This window comes from Campylobacter sp. FU_520 (assembly GCF_025772385.1).
Taxonomy (GTDB): domain Bacteria; phylum Campylobacterota; class Campylobacteria; order Campylobacterales; family Campylobacteraceae; genus Campylobacter_D; species Campylobacter_D lari_C.
On the sequence record NZ_JAKMRZ010000002.1, the window covers coordinates 42,330 to 59,672 of the forward strand.

General features: G+C 32.1%; 20 protein-coding genes. 3 read left to right on the forward strand and 17 right to left on the reverse strand.

The features are described from left to right. From hisF to infA, 14 genes are all read right to left on the reverse strand, one after another. Nucleotides 1–768, reverse strand: coding sequence for an imidazole glycerol phosphate synthase subunit HisF (hisF, locus tag L8W55_RS00985; protein ID WP_039625107.1), 768 nt, complete (start codon nucleotides 766–768; stop codon nucleotides 1–3). Beyond that, nucleotides 750–1,484 (reverse strand): 1-(5-phosphoribosyl)-5-[(5-phosphoribosylamino)methylideneamino]imidazole-4-carboxamide isomerase, encoded by a 735-nt coding sequence (hisA, locus tag L8W55_RS00990; RefSeq protein WP_263676919.1) that lies wholly within the window; start codon nucleotides 1,482–1,484, stop codon nucleotides 750–752. The genes hisF and hisA overlap by 19 nt, the downstream gene beginning before the upstream one ends. Nucleotides 1,485–1,490: 6 nt before the next feature. Continuing rightward, nucleotides 1,491–2,072, reverse strand: coding sequence for an imidazole glycerol phosphate synthase subunit HisH (hisH, locus tag L8W55_RS00995; protein WP_263676920.1), 582 nt, complete (start codon nucleotides 2,070–2,072; stop codon nucleotides 1,491–1,493). A 21-nt stretch (nucleotides 2,073–2,093) separates the two neighbouring features. Next, entirely contained in the window at nucleotides 2,094–2,792 is a 699-nt protein-coding gene (locus tag L8W55_RS01000) for a hypothetical protein (protein WP_041570259.1), read from the reverse strand. Between the two features lie 66 nt (nucleotides 2,793–2,858). After that, complete coding sequence (gene hisB / locus L8W55_RS01005; RefSeq protein ID WP_263676921.1) at nucleotides 2,859–3,926, reverse strand: bifunctional histidinol-phosphatase/imidazoleglycerol-phosphate dehydratase HisB; 1,068 nt, start codon at nucleotides 3,924–3,926, stop codon at nucleotides 2,859–2,861. Next, complete coding sequence (gene hisD, locus L8W55_RS01010; RefSeq protein WP_263676922.1) at nucleotides 3,923–5,203, reverse strand: histidinol dehydrogenase; 1,281 nt, start codon at nucleotides 5,201–5,203, stop codon at nucleotides 3,923–3,925. The genes hisB and hisD overlap by 4 nt, the downstream gene beginning before the upstream one ends. 9 nt (nucleotides 5,204–5,212) lie before the next feature. After that, a complete protein-coding gene (gene hisG / locus L8W55_RS01015) occupies nucleotides 5,213–6,112 on the reverse strand; it encodes an ATP phosphoribosyltransferase (RefSeq protein WP_133319147.1) in 900 nt (299 codons plus the stop codon). 117 nt (nucleotides 6,113–6,229) lie between these two features. After that, nucleotides 6,230–6,583 (reverse strand): 50S ribosomal protein L17, encoded by a 354-nt coding sequence (rplQ, locus tag L8W55_RS01020; RefSeq protein WP_263676923.1) that lies wholly within the window; start codon nucleotides 6,581–6,583, stop codon nucleotides 6,230–6,232. 3 nt (nucleotides 6,584–6,586) lie between these two features. Next, complete coding sequence (locus tag L8W55_RS01025) at nucleotides 6,587–7,600, reverse strand: DNA-directed RNA polymerase subunit alpha (protein WP_039627711.1); 1,014 nt, start codon at nucleotides 7,598–7,600, stop codon at nucleotides 6,587–6,589. 14 nt (nucleotides 7,601–7,614) lie between these two features. Further along, entirely contained in the window at nucleotides 7,615–8,241 is a 627-nt protein-coding gene (gene rpsD, locus L8W55_RS01030) for a 30S ribosomal protein S4 (RefSeq protein ID WP_039617184.1), read from the reverse strand. Nucleotides 8,242–8,271: 30 nt separating this feature from the next. Beyond that, on the reverse strand, nucleotides 8,272–8,664 hold the full coding sequence (gene rpsK / locus L8W55_RS01035) for a 30S ribosomal protein S11 (RefSeq protein WP_012660844.1): 393 nt from the start codon (nucleotides 8,662–8,664) through the stop codon (nucleotides 8,272–8,274). 9 nt (nucleotides 8,665–8,673) lie between these two features. Continuing rightward, nucleotides 8,674–9,039 (reverse strand): 30S ribosomal protein S13, encoded by a 366-nt coding sequence (rpsM, locus tag L8W55_RS01040; RefSeq protein ID WP_012660843.1) that lies wholly within the window; start codon nucleotides 9,037–9,039, stop codon nucleotides 8,674–8,676. A 3-nt stretch (nucleotides 9,040–9,042) separates the two neighbouring features. Further along, nucleotides 9,043–9,156, reverse strand: coding sequence for a 50S ribosomal protein L36 (gene rpmJ, locus L8W55_RS01045; protein WP_002781429.1), 114 nt, complete (start codon nucleotides 9,154–9,156; stop codon nucleotides 9,043–9,045). A 173-nt stretch (nucleotides 9,157–9,329) separates the two neighbouring features. Then, on the reverse strand, nucleotides 9,330–9,548 hold the full coding sequence (gene infA, locus L8W55_RS01050; RefSeq protein WP_012660842.1) for a translation initiation factor IF-1: 219 nt from the start codon (nucleotides 9,546–9,548) through the stop codon (nucleotides 9,330–9,332). 135 nt (nucleotides 9,549–9,683) lie between these two features. On the opposite strand from infA, the gene L8W55_RS01055 reads away from it, so the two are divergent. From L8W55_RS01055 to L8W55_RS01065, 3 genes are read left to right on the forward strand one after another with little or no spacing between them, the layout of a single operon-like run. After that, nucleotides 9,684–10,973 (forward strand): MFS transporter, encoded by a 1,290-nt coding sequence (locus tag L8W55_RS01055; protein ID WP_263676924.1) that lies wholly within the window; start codon nucleotides 9,684–9,686, stop codon nucleotides 10,971–10,973. 54 nt (nucleotides 10,974–11,027) lie between these two features. Continuing rightward, nucleotides 11,028–11,951 (forward strand): cytochrome-c peroxidase, encoded by a 924-nt coding sequence (locus tag L8W55_RS01060; RefSeq protein WP_263676995.1) that lies wholly within the window; start codon nucleotides 11,028–11,030, stop codon nucleotides 11,949–11,951. Continuing rightward, entirely contained in the window at nucleotides 11,935–13,737 is a 1,803-nt protein-coding gene (locus L8W55_RS01065) for a methyl-accepting chemotaxis protein (protein ID WP_263676926.1), read from the forward strand. The genes L8W55_RS01060 and L8W55_RS01065 overlap by 17 nt, the downstream gene beginning before the upstream one ends. Nucleotides 13,738–13,753: 16 nt before the next feature. Here L8W55_RS01065 and map read toward each other — a convergent pair whose 3' ends face one another. From map to L8W55_RS01080, 3 genes are all read right to left on the reverse strand, one after another. Beyond that, nucleotides 13,754–14,509, reverse strand: coding sequence for a type I methionyl aminopeptidase (gene map / locus L8W55_RS01070; protein ID WP_263676928.1), 756 nt, complete (start codon nucleotides 14,507–14,509; stop codon nucleotides 13,754–13,756). A gap of 89 nt (nucleotides 14,510–14,598) precedes the next feature. Beyond that, entirely contained in the window at nucleotides 14,599–15,966 is a 1,368-nt protein-coding gene (locus L8W55_RS01075) for an L-serine ammonia-lyase (protein ID WP_263676930.1), read from the reverse strand. 11 nt (nucleotides 15,967–15,977) lie between these two features. After that, nucleotides 15,978–17,261, reverse strand: a complete 1,284-nt coding sequence (locus tag L8W55_RS01080; RefSeq protein ID WP_412175259.1) for an aromatic amino acid transport family protein — start codon at nucleotides 17,259–17,261, stop codon at nucleotides 15,978–15,980. Between the last annotated feature and the right edge of the window lie 82 nt (nucleotides 17,262–17,343).

Sequence of the window (17,343 nt, forward strand, 5' to 3'; positions counted from 1 at the left end):
TTAAATACGAATTTGTATGCCTTGATCTTTTAAAAATAGTTTTAATTCTTTAATATCTATAAGTTTTTTATGAAACACTGAAGCTGCTAAAGCTCCATCAACACCAAGCTTAAAAGCGTCTAAAAAATGCTCTTTAGCTCCTGCACCACCGCTTGCTACTAAAGGCACAGGGCAAATTTGTCTAACTTTAGCAAGTTGATCAAGATCATAACCCTTTCTCATGCCATCTTGATTCATCATATTTAGCACAATTTCACCCGCTCCTAGCTCGCATACTTGCTTTACCCATTCTAGTGTTTTTTTACCACTATGATGAGATTTGCTCTCATCTCCGGTGTATTTATATACTAAAAGCTCGTTGTTTTCATCTTTAAAAGTATCTATACCTACAACTACACATTGCACTCCAAAGCTTTTTGCAAGGCGTGAGATCAAATCAGGGTCATTTAAAGCAGGGGAATTAATAGAAATTTTATCAGCACCATTTGCTAAAAGTTCTTTTGCATCATCTTCACTTTTTATACCCCCTGCAACACAAAATGGTATAGAGATATTTTGTGCTACCTTGCTTACCCAAGTTCTATCAATACGCTCATTTTTAGCTGAAGCTGTAATATCATAAAACACAAGTTCATCAATGCCATTTTGTGAGTAAAATTTAGCAAGCTCGATGATATCGCCCATATCTTCATGGTTTTTAAACTGCACCCCTTTAACTACTCTACCATCTTTTACATCTAAACATGCGATTATGCGTTTTGCAAGCATTCTTTAGCCTCCTTTATGCTAAATTCTTTATCAAGTAAGGCTTTACCTACGATGATACCACTTACTATGCCATTTAGCTTTTTAAAATCTTCCAAGCTTGCCACACCTCCGCTTGCTTGGGTTTGTAAATGTGGGAATTTCTTATGCAAAGTTTTATATAAAGTGATATTTGCTCCACTCATCGTGCCATCTTTAGAAATATCTGTGCATAAAATGTGCTTTACATTTTTGTAAAAATTTAAAAGATCAAATAATTTTTCATCACTTGTTTTACTCCATGCATCAACAGCCACAAAAAACTCATCTTTAACGCAAATACTATCAAGTGCTAAGACTATACTTTCTACACCAAATTCACTCAAAAGCTCTTGTGTAAAGGCTTTGTTTTTAACCGCTAAAGAGCCTATAACTACGCGTTTAACACCACTATCAAACAAAGCTTTAACCTCATCTTTAGTGCGAATTCCTCCACCTACTTGAAGATTTACTCTAATTTTTGAAGCTAGGTTTTCTATGAGTTTTAGTTGTCTTTTACTAGGATCTTTTGCACCGCTTAAATCCACCAAATGAAGCCAAGCAATCCCTTGAGCCTCATACTCTTGAAATTTAGCTAAAGGATCAAAGCTGTATTCTTGCTTTTTAGCATAATCTCCTTTATAAAGCCTTACTACTTTGCCATCTATTAAGTCTAATGCTGGAATGATTTGAGTTTGCATTTTTACCTACATATTTATGAAATTTTTTAATAATACTTCACCTGCTTCGCCACTTCTTTCAGGGTGAAACTGCACACCATAAAAATTGTCTTTGTTTAAACTTGCACTAAATTTGGTAGAGTACTCACACTCTGCGATGGTGTATTCATTTAAGCTCACACAATAACTATGTACAAAATAAAAATAAGCTCCGTCTAAATCTTTAAAAAGCTCATGTGAGCTAAAGACTTGATTCCACCCCATATGCGGGAAAGTAAAATTTGCTTTTTCTTGGAATTTTTGTGTCTCAAAAGGCATAATACCAAGTGTTTTTTGGTGTAATTCTTCTGAAAATTTACCTAGAATTTGCATACCAAGACAAATACCTAAAAGTGGTTTTGTGGTAGTTTGGATAAAAATTTCTAAATTAAGTGCTTGTAGATTAGCCATTGCTTTAGCTGCTGTGCCAACCCCAGGAAGTAAAAGCTTATCTGCTTGTGAGAGTTCTTTTAAATCATGCGTGATAATACTTTTTTGTCCTAAACGCTCGAGCGCAAAAGCAAGTGAAGCCAAATTCGCACAACCTGTATCTATAATAGCTAGTTTCATGATAAACACTTTCTTGAAAAATTAAATTCCCATTTCATATTTTACACTCTCTTTCTCATATTGCTTAGCAATACTCTCATAATCTGCAAAATATACAATATCTTTTATTTTTTCATAAATAGAATTTGAAATTATATTTTGAAATTCTCTATATCTATTTTTATGCGCAACAATAAAAAATTTTGCTCTAAAATCTTGAAGCTCATAAAAACGGTTAATAGAATTTTTTATATTAGTAGAATGCTCTACCTCATAAAAAGCATGAGGCATTTTTCGTTCATTAAACCAAATACAATCGCTAAATTTAGCTTTTTGTGTCAATTCATCATATGTAAAACTATAAAGAGAATCTAAAGTAGCCAAGTCGCCTAACCTAGTATCCATAAAATATTTATTCTTATCTTGACTAGGAACAAAAGTTTGAAAGCCTCTTAAATTTCCAATTGAGACAATAAGCCCTTGATAATAAGAATGACTAAACTGACATTCGTTATTTATCAAATTTAATTTTTTTTCAATCTCATGCTTTTTCTCTGTTAAACCCCAAAGTCCTGCTGTGATTTTATAAAATTCTTTATTTGTTTGTAATATTCTTCTAATGCTTGCAAAAGGTGTTTTTGTTTCCCATTTACTAACATCTGTCAGCATATAAAGCTGACTTAAAGTTGCAAAGTTATTATTATTTTTAAAAGCTTCTATAACATTATCTTTTTGTTTCATTGTTAAGTCTCATATAACATAATAAGCGATCATATTTCACAAACACTTGCATTATAAAAAAATTTTTCATATCACTCCTTTAGAGCTTGCTAGGTTTTCATTTTCTATTTTTATAGCCATTTTTAAAGCTCTTGCAAAGGCTTTAAAAAGTCCTTCGGCTTTGTGATGATCGTTTTTGCCTTTAACTTTTAAATGCAAACTCGCACCCATAGCATAACTTAGTGAGTAGAAAAAATGCTCTATCATTTCTGTACTTAATTCTCCAAGTTTTTCTTTTTTAAACTTAGCCTTATAAACTAAATGCGGTCTATTGCAAAAGTCAATCGCACAACTTGCCAAGCACTCATCCATAGGCAAAACAAAACCATATCTTGCAATGCCTATTTTTTGATCAAGTGCATTTTTAATAGCCTCGCCCAAAGCAAGTGCGACATCTTCTACGCTGTGATGTTCATCAACTTCTAAATCCCCTTTGCATTTTACTTCTAAAGATATATTTGCATGCGTAGCAATTTGCTCTAACATATGATCAAAAAATGCGATATTTGTTTTTATATTAGCTTTTGCTTTTTCATTAAAAGCTATTTTAACTTGAATTTGGGTTTCTTTGGTATTACGCTCTATACAGGCACTGCGGTAATTTTGCAAGATAAAATCAGCGATTTGTTCCCAGTTAAAATCGTTTTTATCATATTTTAAACCTTGAATTTCAAGATTTTGCGCCAAAAGCATATCGCTATCTCTATCGCCTATAACAAAGCTTTTATTTTTATTATAAAGTTTGTTTTTAATGTAGTTTTCAAGCATGGCAGTTTTTGGCTTCCTACAGGCACAATTTTCATGCTCAAAATGCGGGCATATAAAGATATCTTCAAATTCTATACCACAACTTTGAAAAACATTTAGCATTTTTTCATGAGCCTTGTCAAAATTTTCCTTAGGAAAAGAATTTGTGCCTAGGCCATCTTGATTACTCACCATAACAAATTTAAAACCAAAATTTTTTAACTTTAAAAGTGCATTGATGGCACCTTTTTCAAACTCAAGCTTTTCTAAAGAATCGATTTGAAAATCATCTTTTGGCTCATCAATGAGCGTGCCATCTCTATCAATAAATAAAATTTTTGCACTCATTTTAGACTTTCTAATCTTAAACTCACGGCATTTTTATGCCCATCAAGCCCTTCAGCTGCTGCTAAAACTTCCACCACAGGCCCAAGCTTTTTGAAGCCTTCTTTACTAAGTTCTTGCACGGTCATTCTTTTCATAAAATCAGCAAGTCCTAGCGAAGAATAAGACTTAGTAAAACCATAAGTTGGTAATACATGATTTGTCCCACTTGCATAATCTCCCATGGATTCTGGAGAATACTCACCTAAAAATACTGAACCTGCATGCATAATATCATCAAGCAAGCTAGATGGATTTTGTGTATGAATGATCAAATGCTCAGGTGCATAGTCATTTGAAATGCTTATGGCATGTTTTATATCTTTTGCGAGAATGATTTTAGAGTGTGCTAAAGATTTTGAAGCAATTTCTTTACGCGAGAGTTTTTCAAGCTGTAAAGCAACTTCACTATCTACTTCTTTGGCTAATTTTTCACTTGTACAAACTAAAATCGCTTGAGAATCTGCTCCATGCTCAGCTTGTGAGAGTAAATCTGAAGCTATAAATTTAGCATTAGCAAACTCATCTGCTAAAACTAACACTTCAGAAGGGCCTGCTTGCATATCAATAGCTACTCCATGATTATTAACTTGCTTTTTGGCTTCAGTTACAAAGGCATTTCCTGGACCAAAAATTTTATCTACTTTTTGCACACTTTGCGTTCCATAAGCAAGCGCTGCTATAGCTCCTGCTCCACCTATTTGATACACTGCATCAACTTCACAAAGTTTTGCCACAAAAGCAATGGCAGGATGTAATGGCGCTGGGGAAGCTAAGGCTATGAATTTACATTTTGCAATTTTAGCAGGGATAGCTAGCATGAGTGCAGTTGAAAAAAGTGGCGCTAAGCCTCCTGGTATATAAAGTCCTACTTTTTCAATGGCTCTTGTTAGCACCTTGCAAGTTACTCCTTCAAAGGTTTGAACTTCTATAGTTTGGCTTTCTTGAGCTTTGTGGAATTTATAGATATTTTCATAAGCTATTTTAATAGCTTGTTTTAACTCATCATCAATTTGCTCTGCTAAATTACTAAGCTCTTCATCGCTTAGTTTGATGGAATTTAACTCTACTTTATCAAATTTTACAGCCATTTGTTTTAAAGATTCATCGCCATTTGTTTTAACATCTTCAATGATTTGTTCTACTATGGTTTTAACCTGTGCATTAGCACTCATAGCAGGACGCTTGAGTGCTAATTCTTGTTCGTTTTGGTTTAATTTTTCAAAATCAAGTATTTGCATTTTTATCCTTTAAGAGAGCATTTTTTCAATAGGTAAAACTAAAATCGCACTTGCACCTTCTTTTTTCAAAGCTTCCATAGTTTCCCAAAATAAATTTTCTTGACTTACCATATGTAATGCCACTCTAGCTTTATCATTTTCTAAAGGTAAAATCGTAGGTTTTTCAACACCTGGTAACAAGGCTGTAATTTTTTCTAACTTTTCAATAGGAGCATGCAACATGATGTATTTTGACTCTCTTGCTTGCATAACTCCATGAATTCTAATGAGTAATTTATCGATTAATTCTTGTTTGTGTGAAGCCAAGCTTTCTTTTCTTTGGATAATACAAGCTTTTGATTTATAAATTACCATAACTTCTTTAAGTCCATTTGCTTTTAAAGTAGCACCACTTGAAACTAAATCACAAATTCCATCAGCTAAATTTGCACTTGGTGCTACCTCAACTGAGCCTGTTAGCATACAAGTTTTATAAGGAATGTTATTTTCTTCCATAAAACGCTTTAAAAGCTGTGGATAAGAAGTTGCTATGCGTAAATTTTTAAAACTTTCTATACCTTTATACTCGCTATTTTCTGGCAATGCTAAAGACAAACGACATCCACCAAAATCAAGCTTTTTAAGCATTATAAAATCTGCATTTTCGTTTTTTGATTTTCTTTCTAACTCATTTTCTTCTAAAACATTTTCTCCAACTATACCAAGATCTACCACTCCATCAAAAATTAATCCTGGTATATCATCATCTCTTACTCTAAGTAGATCAATAGGTAAATTTGTAGAAAAAGCAATCAAGCTTTGATCGTGTATGCGAAGTTTTACACCTATAGACTCAAGCAAGGCGATAGAATCTTTGCTTAAACGACCTGATTTTTGTATAGCTATGCGTAATCTTGAATTTTCTTGCATTTTTTTCCTTTTTTGTAGTTAAAAAGATTAATAGTAGCAAAAAATGGATAAAAATACAAAAAATAGTAAGTAAATAAATAAAAATAAGAAGTTTTTAGCCTTTAAAAAGGCTAAAAATTAAGCTACGAATTCGATATAAGCCATTTCTGCGGCATCGCCACGGCGAATTCTTGTTTTAATAATTCTTGTATAACCACCGTTTCTATCTGCAAATTTAGGTGCGATTTCTGTTACAAGTTTATTTGTAGCCTCTTTATCTTGTAAGCTAGCAAAAACTGCTCTGTGAGCATTGAAATCACCTTTTCTTGCACGAGTGATCAATCTTTCAACATAACCTCTTAATTCTTTTGCTTTAGGTAATGTTGTTTCTATTTTACCTGCTTTAATAATAGCAATGGTAAGGTTTTTTAATAAGGCTGCACGATGAGTAGAAGTGCGACCTAACTTTCTATATCCATGTCTATGTCTCATTGATTATCCTTCATTTTGTGCTTTTAATTCTGTAATTTTTTTCTTTAGCGTTTCTTTTGCACTATCACTGAGTTTTGAATTTCCTATAGGGAAACCTATAGATTCCATTACGCTTTTAATCTCATCTAAAGATTTTTTACCTAGATTTTTTAAATCTGCAAGTTCGCTAACACTCATTAAAGCAAGCTCACCGATATAAACCACATTTGCTTTTTCTAAGCAGTTAAAGCTTCTTGCACTTAAATTTAACTCAGTTATATTTTGAAGTAATTTTACGTGTTCTACTTCATTATTTGGTGTTTGACTTCTTACAACGCTTTGTGCATTAGTGATTTTATCAAACACTGATAATTGTTTATACATTGCTTCTAAAGCATTTTTAAAAGCATCACTTGGTGAAATTTGACCATCAGTTGTGATTGTAAAAACAACTTTTTCATAATCTGGATTATCTTCAAAAAGCACTTTTTCTATATCGTAAACCGCATGTTTTACCGGAGTAAAGAATGCATCAAGTGCTATAAATTCAGGATCTAAGAAATTTTGAATTTCTTCAGAAGGCACATAACCTATACCTTTTTCAATGATTAAAGTAAATTCTAAATCCGCATCTTCATTAATCGTTGCAAGATAGCTATCTGCATTCACAACTTCAACAACTTCATTGTCTAAGTCTTTTCCGCAAATTTCTTTTGGTCCTTTAAAACTAAAGGTTACGATTTCTTTTTCAGAATCTGTTTTTAGTTTAAATCTTAATTTTTTTAGATTGATAATAAACAATGCTACATCTTCAAGCATACCACGCATACTATCAAATTCATGTGCTACGCCTTTGATTTTAACTCCTGTTGGAGCAAAACCTACTGTGCTTGAATAAAGCAAACGACGCAAAGGATGCGCCAAAGTAATAGCATAGCCGATTTCAAAAGGCCATGCGCTTACTTTTGCTACTGTATCACTGATATTTTCAATACTAAACTCTGTTGGTGTATAAGCAGAAGTTGTAATATGTCTCATATCAAAAACCTTTATTATTTAGAGTACAACTCAACGATATATCTTTCCTCAACTGGAATGATAACTTCTTCTCTTTCAGGTTTTCTTGTAAAAATTCCAAATCTTTTATCTTTTTCTACATCAACCCAAGCAACTATACCAGTTTGAGCAGTAAGTTCGATCGCTCTTGAAATTTGAGGATTGTTTTTGCTTTTTTCAATCACTTCAATTTTTTGACCTGCTTCTACTCTATAACTAGGAATATCCACTCTTTTACCATTTACTAAAATATGTCCATGGGTTACAAGTTGTCTAGCAAAACGGCGTGTTGTAGCAAAACCCATTCTATAAACAACATTATCAAGTCTTTGTTCTAAAAGCTGAATTAAAAGTGCACCGGTGTTGCCATCTTTTCTAGCAGCTTCACTAAATAATCTTCTAAATTGTTTTTCGCTAACTCCATACATAAACTTAGCTTTTTGTTTTTCTCTTAATTGAAGTCCGTATTCGCTGATTTTAGCTTTTCTTTGTCCATGCTGACCTGGTGCGTAAGGGCGTTTATCTAAAGCACTTTTACCTGCTAATCTTCTTTCGCCTTTCATTGCCAAGCTTACGCCAAGTCGTCTTTCTAATTTCTCTACTGGTCCTCTATATCTTGCCATTATAATTCTCCTAAATCTTATATCTTATTCTTAGACACGACGACGTTTTGGTGGTCTACAACCATTATGAGCTAATGGGGTAATATCTTTCAAGAAAGTTACTTTAATACCTTCCATAGCACCTACACTCTTAACCGCTGTCTCACGACCACTTCCTGGTCCTTGTACTTTAATACCTACTTCTTTAATACCATGTTCTTTTGCTTTATTTAAAGCATCTTCTACTGCTTGTTGCGCTGCATAAGGAGTTGATTTTTTAGAACCTTTAAATCCTAAACCACCTGCACTACTCCAAGCGATAGCATTTCCCATTTCATCAGTTACAGTAACCATAGTATTATTAAATGTTGCACTGATATAAACTATACCTTTAGCTATATTTTTTTTAACTACTTTTTTCTTAACTACTTTTCTTTTTGCCATTTTCTATCCTTATGATTTTGCACCAACGGTTTTTCTCTTACCTTTTCTAGTTCTGGCATTTGTTTTTGTTTTTTGACCACGAACTGGTAAGCCTTTTCTATGTCTTAAGCCTCTAAAGCTTCCTAGATCCATCAATGCTTTGATATCCATAGCAACTTGTTTTCTAAGATCACCCTCAACCATGTAGTTTTCTTGAATTTCTTTACGGATAGCTGCTGCTTCATCTTCACTTAACTCATGAACTCTTTTATCATAAGAAATTCCTGTTTTATCTAAGATTTTTCTTGAAGTATGCAAACCTATACCATAAATATAAGTCAAGCCATATTCAATTCTTTTTTTCTTTGGTAAATCCACACCTGCAATACGAGCCATAAATTATCCTTGTCTTTGTTTGTGTTTTGGATTTTCGCAAATAATGCGAACTACGCCTTTACGACGAACTACTTTGCATTTGTCACACATCTTTTTAACAGATGGTCTAACTTTCATGCTTTACTCCTGTTATTGTAAATTCCACTTTTTTACAACTGCACCAGGTTTTTAGAGCAACCAACTATTTTCAAAATAAGTGGTGATTTTGAAAATACTTCTTCATACAGTTTTATTGCAATTTCTGCAAAAGTGCTAATTATACTTTACTTTTGCTTTTAAACAACTTAGACTTATTTGTATCTAAATGTAATACGACCCTTATCAAGACTATAAGGCGTTAGCTCTACTTTAACTCTATCGCCAGGCATAATTCGAATATAATGCATACGCATTTTACCTGCAATATGACAAAGTATTACATGTTTATTATCTAATTCAACTTTAAAAGTTGCATTAGGTAAAGCTTCGATTACATTACCATCGATTTCGATAATATCATCTTTTGCCAATGCTTTCTCCTTTCTATAAAATACAAAACTATTATTTTAACACAATTTTTCTTTTTAATTTTTTAATATTTTTTAACAAACTATGATATTTTTTTACTATAATTATAAAATTACTACAAAAAAGAAAGTATTTAGATGCCAAAAAGTTTAAAAAGAAGTGATTATAAAACACTTTCCTTATCTTCTTTAGGTGGGGCCTTAGAATTTTATGACTTTGTAATTTTTGTCTTTTTTGCTAATTATATTTCAAGAAATTTTTTTCCAAGTGATTTAAGTGATTTTTGGAAACTTTTAAATACTTATGGAGCTTTTGCGGCAGGATATTTAGCTAGACCACTTGGTGGTATAGTTATGGCGCATTTTGGTGATAAATTTGGTCGCAAAAAAATGTTTATGCTTAGTATTTTGCTGATGGTTGTGCCAACTTTTTCTTTAGCTTTTATACCTACTTTTGAAAGCATAGGTTATTTAGCTCCTATTTTTTTACTACTTGTTAGAATAGCTCAAGGTATAGCCATAGGCGGAGAATTACCTGGTGCTTGGGTATTTGTAAAAGAACATGCACCTGATGGAAAAGATAGTTTTTATATCAGTGCCATTAATGCTTCCATGGCTTTTGGTATCCTTTTAGGATGTGTTGTTGCGCTAGTAATTAATCATTGTTTTGATCAAGAATCAATTTATGATTATGCTTGGCGTATTCCATTTGCTATAGGTGGGATTTTTGGTATTATTTCTATCTATCTTAGAAAATTTCTAGAAGAAACACCTGTTTTTCAAAAAATGCACCAAGAAAATAACTTAGAAAAATTTCCTTTAAAAACACTTTTTAAAGAAAAAAATATTTTTTTAGATATCATCGCTTCTATGCTTTTAACATGGATGCTTACAGCTTGTGTGATTATACTTATTTTACTTATGCCAAATTTTATACCTGAAGTTTTAGTTCTTGATAAAACAGACGCTATTTTAATACAAATGATTGCAATAGTGATTTTATCTTGCGGAACCTTGCTTGCTGGAATTTGGGTAGATAAATTTGGTTTTTTAATGACTAGTTTGGTATTTGCAATAGGTTTTAGCCTTTCTTGCTTTTTTTATTTTTATTTTTTCTATGCACAAATTTTACATTTGAGTATATATTTTTATTTCATAGCATGTTTTTTTGGTGGTATTAATGCTTTAGCACCTATTTTAATGTGTAAAATTTTTAAACCAAGTATTCGTTTTAGCGGGATTTCTTTTTCTTATAATATAGCCTATGCTATAGCAGGTGGTTTTACACCTCAACTTGTATTTGCATTGCACTCTTTGGCTGTAAAACCTGAAAATCCTTTTGTATATGGAATTTTTATTTATATTCTATTTCTTTCATTAATAACATTGCTAGCTGCTGTATTTACTTATAAGAGATTAAGATTTTAATGTTATAATTAAGAAAAATTATTAATTAAAAATTTATAAAAATAAAGGAAAACGATTATGAAAATTTTTATTGTTTTAATATTTTCTTTACTACCGCTTTTAGCGCTTGAAATGATCACACCTATACCAGAAAGCATACCTTATGATAAAGAAAAAGCTATTTTAGGGAAAAAACTCTATATGGATACAAGTTTATCAAAAGATAAAAAAGTATCTTGCAATAGCTGTCATGATATTACAAATTTTGGAGTTGATAATAAAACCTTTTCAACAGGTATTAATGGTATAGTAGATGAACCATTCCATACCCCTACAAATTTTAATGCTGTTTTTAATCTAGCACAATTTTGGAGAGGCAATGCAAAAGATTTGCAAGATCAAGCCAAACATCCTTTGTTAAACCCTAAAGAAATGGGATTAAAAGACGCAAATGAAGTGATACAAATAGTAAAAGCTAACGCAGTTTATGAAAAAGAATTTAAAAAACTTTATGGAGAAATAACCTTTGATAATATAGCACATGCTTTAGCTGAGTTTCAAAAAACCTTACTCACTCCAAATTCGCCTTTCGATCGCTATTTAAAGGGTGATAAAAATGCAATAAGCGAACAAGCAAAAAGAGGTTATAATGCTTTTTTATCAAATGGTTGTATAGCGTGTCATCAAGGACAAAATATAGGTGGTAATATGTATCAAAAAATGGGGGTATTTGTGCCTTATGATAATGGAACAAACTGGAAAGGACGCTATGAGATTACTCAAGATCCTCATGATCAATTTGTAGTAAAAGTACCAAGCCTTAGAAATATAGCTAAAACTGCTCCTTATTTTCACGATGGCTCTATGCCAACCCTTGATGCTTGTGTGCAATTTATGGCTTATTATCAACTTGGTAAATTTTTAGAGCAAGATGTAGTCGATGACATAGTTGCTTTTTTAAATTCTTTAACAGGAGAATACCATGACCCACTCAAATAAAAAATCTTTTTCTTTTTTAAAACAATTTATCACTTTATCTTTAGTAGTTTTGGTATTGCTTTTAACTTTGACTTTGTTTATTTTTAATACCTACAACACTACAAAAAGAAATTCACTCATCATGGGTTCTTTTCAAAAATTAGAAATTTTAGATACCAAAATAGATGAGATTTTTAAAAACAAACTCAATTTGCAAAATTACGATACTAGTGTTGCTTTGGTACAAGATTTTGAAAACACTTTAGCAATTTTAAAAGCTAATAAAATAGACACTAAAAAAATACAAGCCATTTTTGAGAAAAAAAATGCTCAATTACAGCATTTTAAATCAGCTAATTCTATTGCTATAAATTCAAAACTTTATCTTTATGAAATTCAACAAGAAATCATCAAACAAACAAACCAAATAGCACTCACTATCCAAGAAGCTAAACAAATAGATTATATAGGAGATATATTAAGTATTATAGGAACTATGGATATATTAGAACCTTTAGCACAAAATAGACTACAAAATCTTGTCGCAAATTTGAATGCAAAAGACTCTCAATTGCCACAAGAATTATTTGAACTTTTTAGCACACATTGTAAAATGATACTCAGTCAGATTAAAATTTTAAAAGATAATTCTCAAAGTTTTCTTGATCAAGAATTACAAAAAGAAATCATTACTCATAAAAATTTAATTGCACAAGAAATCAACCTTAATAACAAATATAATCTTTACACCGCTATAGGAATTTTCTTATTTACCTTAGCTGTGTTGATTTTTTTCATACTTTTAACACTAAAGAAAGTAATCATACCTATATCTTTACTTGAAAAACTAAGTGCAAACTTAGCTGGTGAGCATGCAAATTTAAGCGCAAGATTAGATATTGACAAAAAAAGTGAATTAGCTACAAGTGCTGGCTATATAAACTCTTTTATACAAATAGTGCAAAATTCAGTTTTAGAAGCTATACAAACTGCAAATTCAAGCCATAAAAGCTCACAAAAGCTCTCTCAAAATGCTGAAGTTTTACAGCAAAGCTCACTTTTACAGCATGAGCAAATTTCTAATGTCCATGAAATAAGTTCTATCTTAGAAAGCCATATAGACTTAACTCAAAATCTAGCCAAAAACACCATAAATGATATGCATGATATGCAAGAAGTGATGGGAGAGGTTGAAACAACACTTAAAGAATTAGTAGAACTTATATTACTAAGTGGCGAAAAAGAACAAAGTGTTTTAAGTGCTATGGATATGCTAGTGCAAAGCGCTGATAGCATAGTAGAAGTTACTACAACCATAAAAGATATAGCCGATCAAACTAACTTACTAGCTTTAAATGCAGCCATTGAAGCTGCGCGTGCAGGTGAGCATGGACGTGGCTTTGCTGTGGTTGCTGATGAAGTTAGAAATCTAGCTGATAAAACCACAAAGTCTTTAGTCGCTATAGAAACCACCGTAAGAACTATAGTACAACAAATCAATGATAATAAAAGCTTAATGGATGGAATTCATCAATCCATGAATGACACTTCTAACAAAGCTAATATCTTACAAGGTGAAGTTGGAACTTCTATAGAAAAATTAAAAACAAGTATTCATTCTACGAAAATCATGGAAGAAAAAAGCGATGAATCAAAAGCTAAAATGAATGAGCTAGAACAAAATATAGAAAAAGTAACCGAACTTGCAAATTGTGTTAAAAATTACTCCCTTGATTTAACACAAATTTCACAAGATGTTTTAGAAAATGCTTCTAAACTTTCAGAAAAACTAAAAACATTCGAGTAAGAAAGATTAAACTTTCTTACTTAGATAAAATATCTGCCTTACCATTTATAATAGCAACACAATGCTCATAATGAGCAGCATTTAAACCATCTTTGCTCCCTGCTTCCCAATTGCCTTTTAAATGTACCGGCGTGCCATCTTTTTGACATACCATAGGTTCTATGCAAAATACCATGCCATTTTTGATTTTAGGTCCACTTTTTGCGCTAGCTCCTGGTTCTAAATAATTTGGAATTTCAGGCTCACCGTGTGGCTTTTTACCTATACCATGACCACAATAACCTTTCAAAGGCACAAAACCTCTTTTAGTAATAAACTCACCAAGCTCATAAGAAAGCTCTTTAAAACGCATACCCTCTTTGATAATATCTATAGCATAATACAAAGCATCTTTAGCACAAGCAATCAAAGCTTCATCAGTAGCTGAAATTTTACCTATAGGTATAGTCCTTGCTGCATCTCCATAATATCCATCTATACAAGTACCCACATCAAGCCCTAAAATATCGCCTTCTTTTAAAATACGCTCATCACCTACACCATGAATACAAGCTTGATTAAGCGAGATACAAATACTACCTGGAAAACCATACAAACCTTTAAAAGATGGTTTTGCACCATGATCAAGTATAAACTCTTCTGCTTTAATGTCAATTTCTTTTAAACTCATACCTGGAACTATGATACTTTCTAGATAATCAAGCGTTCTAGCTACAAGTTCATTTGCTTTGCGTAATTTTTCTATTTCTGCTGGTTTTTTGATTTCTATCATTTATGTTTTCCTTAAAATTTTTAAAAATTTAGCATTTATGCGCTTTTAAAAGCTTTAAGGAAAAACCTTAAGTTCTAAAACTTAAGGTTTTAACATACACTTGTAAGATTAGTAGCTAAGCCACCTAAAGAAGTTTCTTTGTATTTTGAGTTCATATCCTTGCCGGTTTCATACATAGTTTTTATGACCTCATCAAGACTTACTTTTGGAGTTGATTTTCTACTCATTGCCATTCTAGCAGCCGAAATAGCTTTGATTGCTCCAAAGGCATTTCTTTCTATACAAGGAATTTGCACCAAACCACTTACTGGATCACAAGTTAAACCTAAATGATGCTCCATTGCAATTTCAGCAGCGTTACAAGCTATCTTTGCATCAAAACCCATCACAGTAGCCATAGCTCCTGCTGCCATAGAACTCGCACTACCAATTTCAGCTTGACAACCAGCTTCAGCACCACTTATACTTGCATTTTTCTTATAAAAAGAGCCTATTAGCATAGCAGTTAGTAAAAAATTAATAGCCTTTTCATCATTAAAACCAACCGTATGGTTTTTAAGATAAAGCATTACAGCAGGCACAACAGCACATGCTCCATTAGTTGGTGCAGTTACTACTCTAGCTCCACTTGCATTTTCCTCTGCAATAGCAATAGCATATAAAGAAATAAAATCAATAATTCCTAAAGGATCACTTGTCATAGCCAAACGCTCATTAAGCCCTTTAGCACGGCGTTTTAAATGTAAATTTCCTGGAAGGAAATCTGAACTTGGATGAATACCATTATAATAAACCTCTTGCATTACTTCCCAAATTTCTAAACAATAAGCTCCAATTTCTTCTTTGGTGTGAAATTGAAGCTCATATTCATAAGAAAGTTTTGCTAGATCCCATGATTTTTCTTCACAAATTTTTAAAGCATCGCTTGCATTGTTAATATCAAGTTCTAATTTAGTATGTTTTTGCTCACAAGCTCCATCTTTGTGTTTTTGAAGCTCAGCTTCACTCATAACAAAACCACCGCCTACTGAATAATAAATTTCTTCAGCAATGATTTCTCCATTTTCATCATAAGCACTTACCTTTAATCCGTTTTCATGCAAAGGCAAAAAGTCTTTTTCAAAAATCAAATCTTTATCATAATCAAAACTTAACTCTTTTTGAGCATTTAAAACCAAAATTTTATCTTGTAAAATTTTATTAAACACGCGATCTTGCAAAGCAGCGTTAAGCTCTTTTGCCTTTAATCCACTCAAACCCCATATAATAGCCTTATCACTTAAATGGCCTTTACCAGTAAGCGATAAAGAGCCATAAAGTTTGATTTGAATTTTTGTAATTTGCGTGATTTTATCTTTGATTTTTTCACAAAACATATTACCCGCTAGCATTGGTCCTAAAGTATGAGAAGAAGAAGGACCAACACCAACTTTAAATATACTTAAATTACTACTCATTCACTAGCACCTTAAAAAGTATAAATTACAGTGATGATTGTCAAAATACCTGTGATAAACACAAATGCATCTAAAGCTTTGTTTTGGAATTTTTTCATTTTAGAAACAGTATAAATTGCAATCATAGGCATTAAGAATAAAATCGCTGCGATAATCGGTCCACCTAAGCTTTCAATAAAGCCTAAAATACTTGGATTTACATAAGCAGTAATCAACATAATAATATACATTACTAAAGTTGAATAAACTGCGATTTTTTTTAAATCAGGATTTTCATTGCCTGCTAATTTGCAGCATTTTCTAACTATACCATAAGCACCCTCTCTAGCACCAAAATAATGGCCAAAGAATGAACTAGAAATTGCTAAAAACGCAATTAATGGACCACCATAAGAAATAAATGGATTGTCAAGTTTGTTAGCAAAATAAGAAAGAACAGGTATGTTTTGCGCTCTAGCTTCAGCAAGTTCTGCAGGAGTTAAAGAAAGCACGCAAGATACCACAAAAAACATAACAAAGGCAAGTAGCATTACAGAAGTTCTAAACAACACTTGGTTTGCTTTTTGTACTGAATTTTCAGGATATTGTCTTTTTACACTTAAAGAAAAAGTAGAAATTGCTGGTGAGTGATTAAAAGAAAACACTAATACTGGTAAAGTTAGCCATACTATAGTAATAAATTCTTTTGTTCCAGGAATAGCACTAAAACTTTCAAATGACCATTGCGGGATAAGATATAAAGAAAATAAAAATAAAATAGCACATAAAGGATACACAAGCCATTCACATACTTTAGTGATTAATTCTTCACTAAAAAGCATAATAAGCATAAAAATACTTACCAAAACAAAAGCAAAAACTGCTCTATAAAAAGGAAGCAAATTAGCTATAGTTTTTCCTTGCTCATTAACACTTGTTTGATACATAGCACTAATTGCACTTGCAAAAGAACCATTTGGATCTAAAAGTGGCAAGAATTGATTATAAATAAAACTCTCAAAAGTATTAGTTATACCTACACAATATGCTAAACAAATTGGGAAAATTGCAAAGAAATAAAGCACAGAAATAAAAATACTTACTTTTCTACCAAAATACTCTTCAGCCGCATGAGTAATGTCTTTATCATTACCATTTGCTTGGCACACAAAACGACTTAAAGCTCTATGGCTTAAATATACCATTGGAAAAATAATCAAAGCCATTACAACAACCGGCCAAAAGCCACCAACACCTGCCTTAATAGGTAAAAATAAAATCCCCGCACCAACTGCAGTCCCAAAAAGAGAAAGCATCCAACGCGTATCAAAAGAATTCCACTTAAGATTGTCCACATTTTCTCCTTGTAAAAAATAATAAAAAAAGCTTTTACCTAAA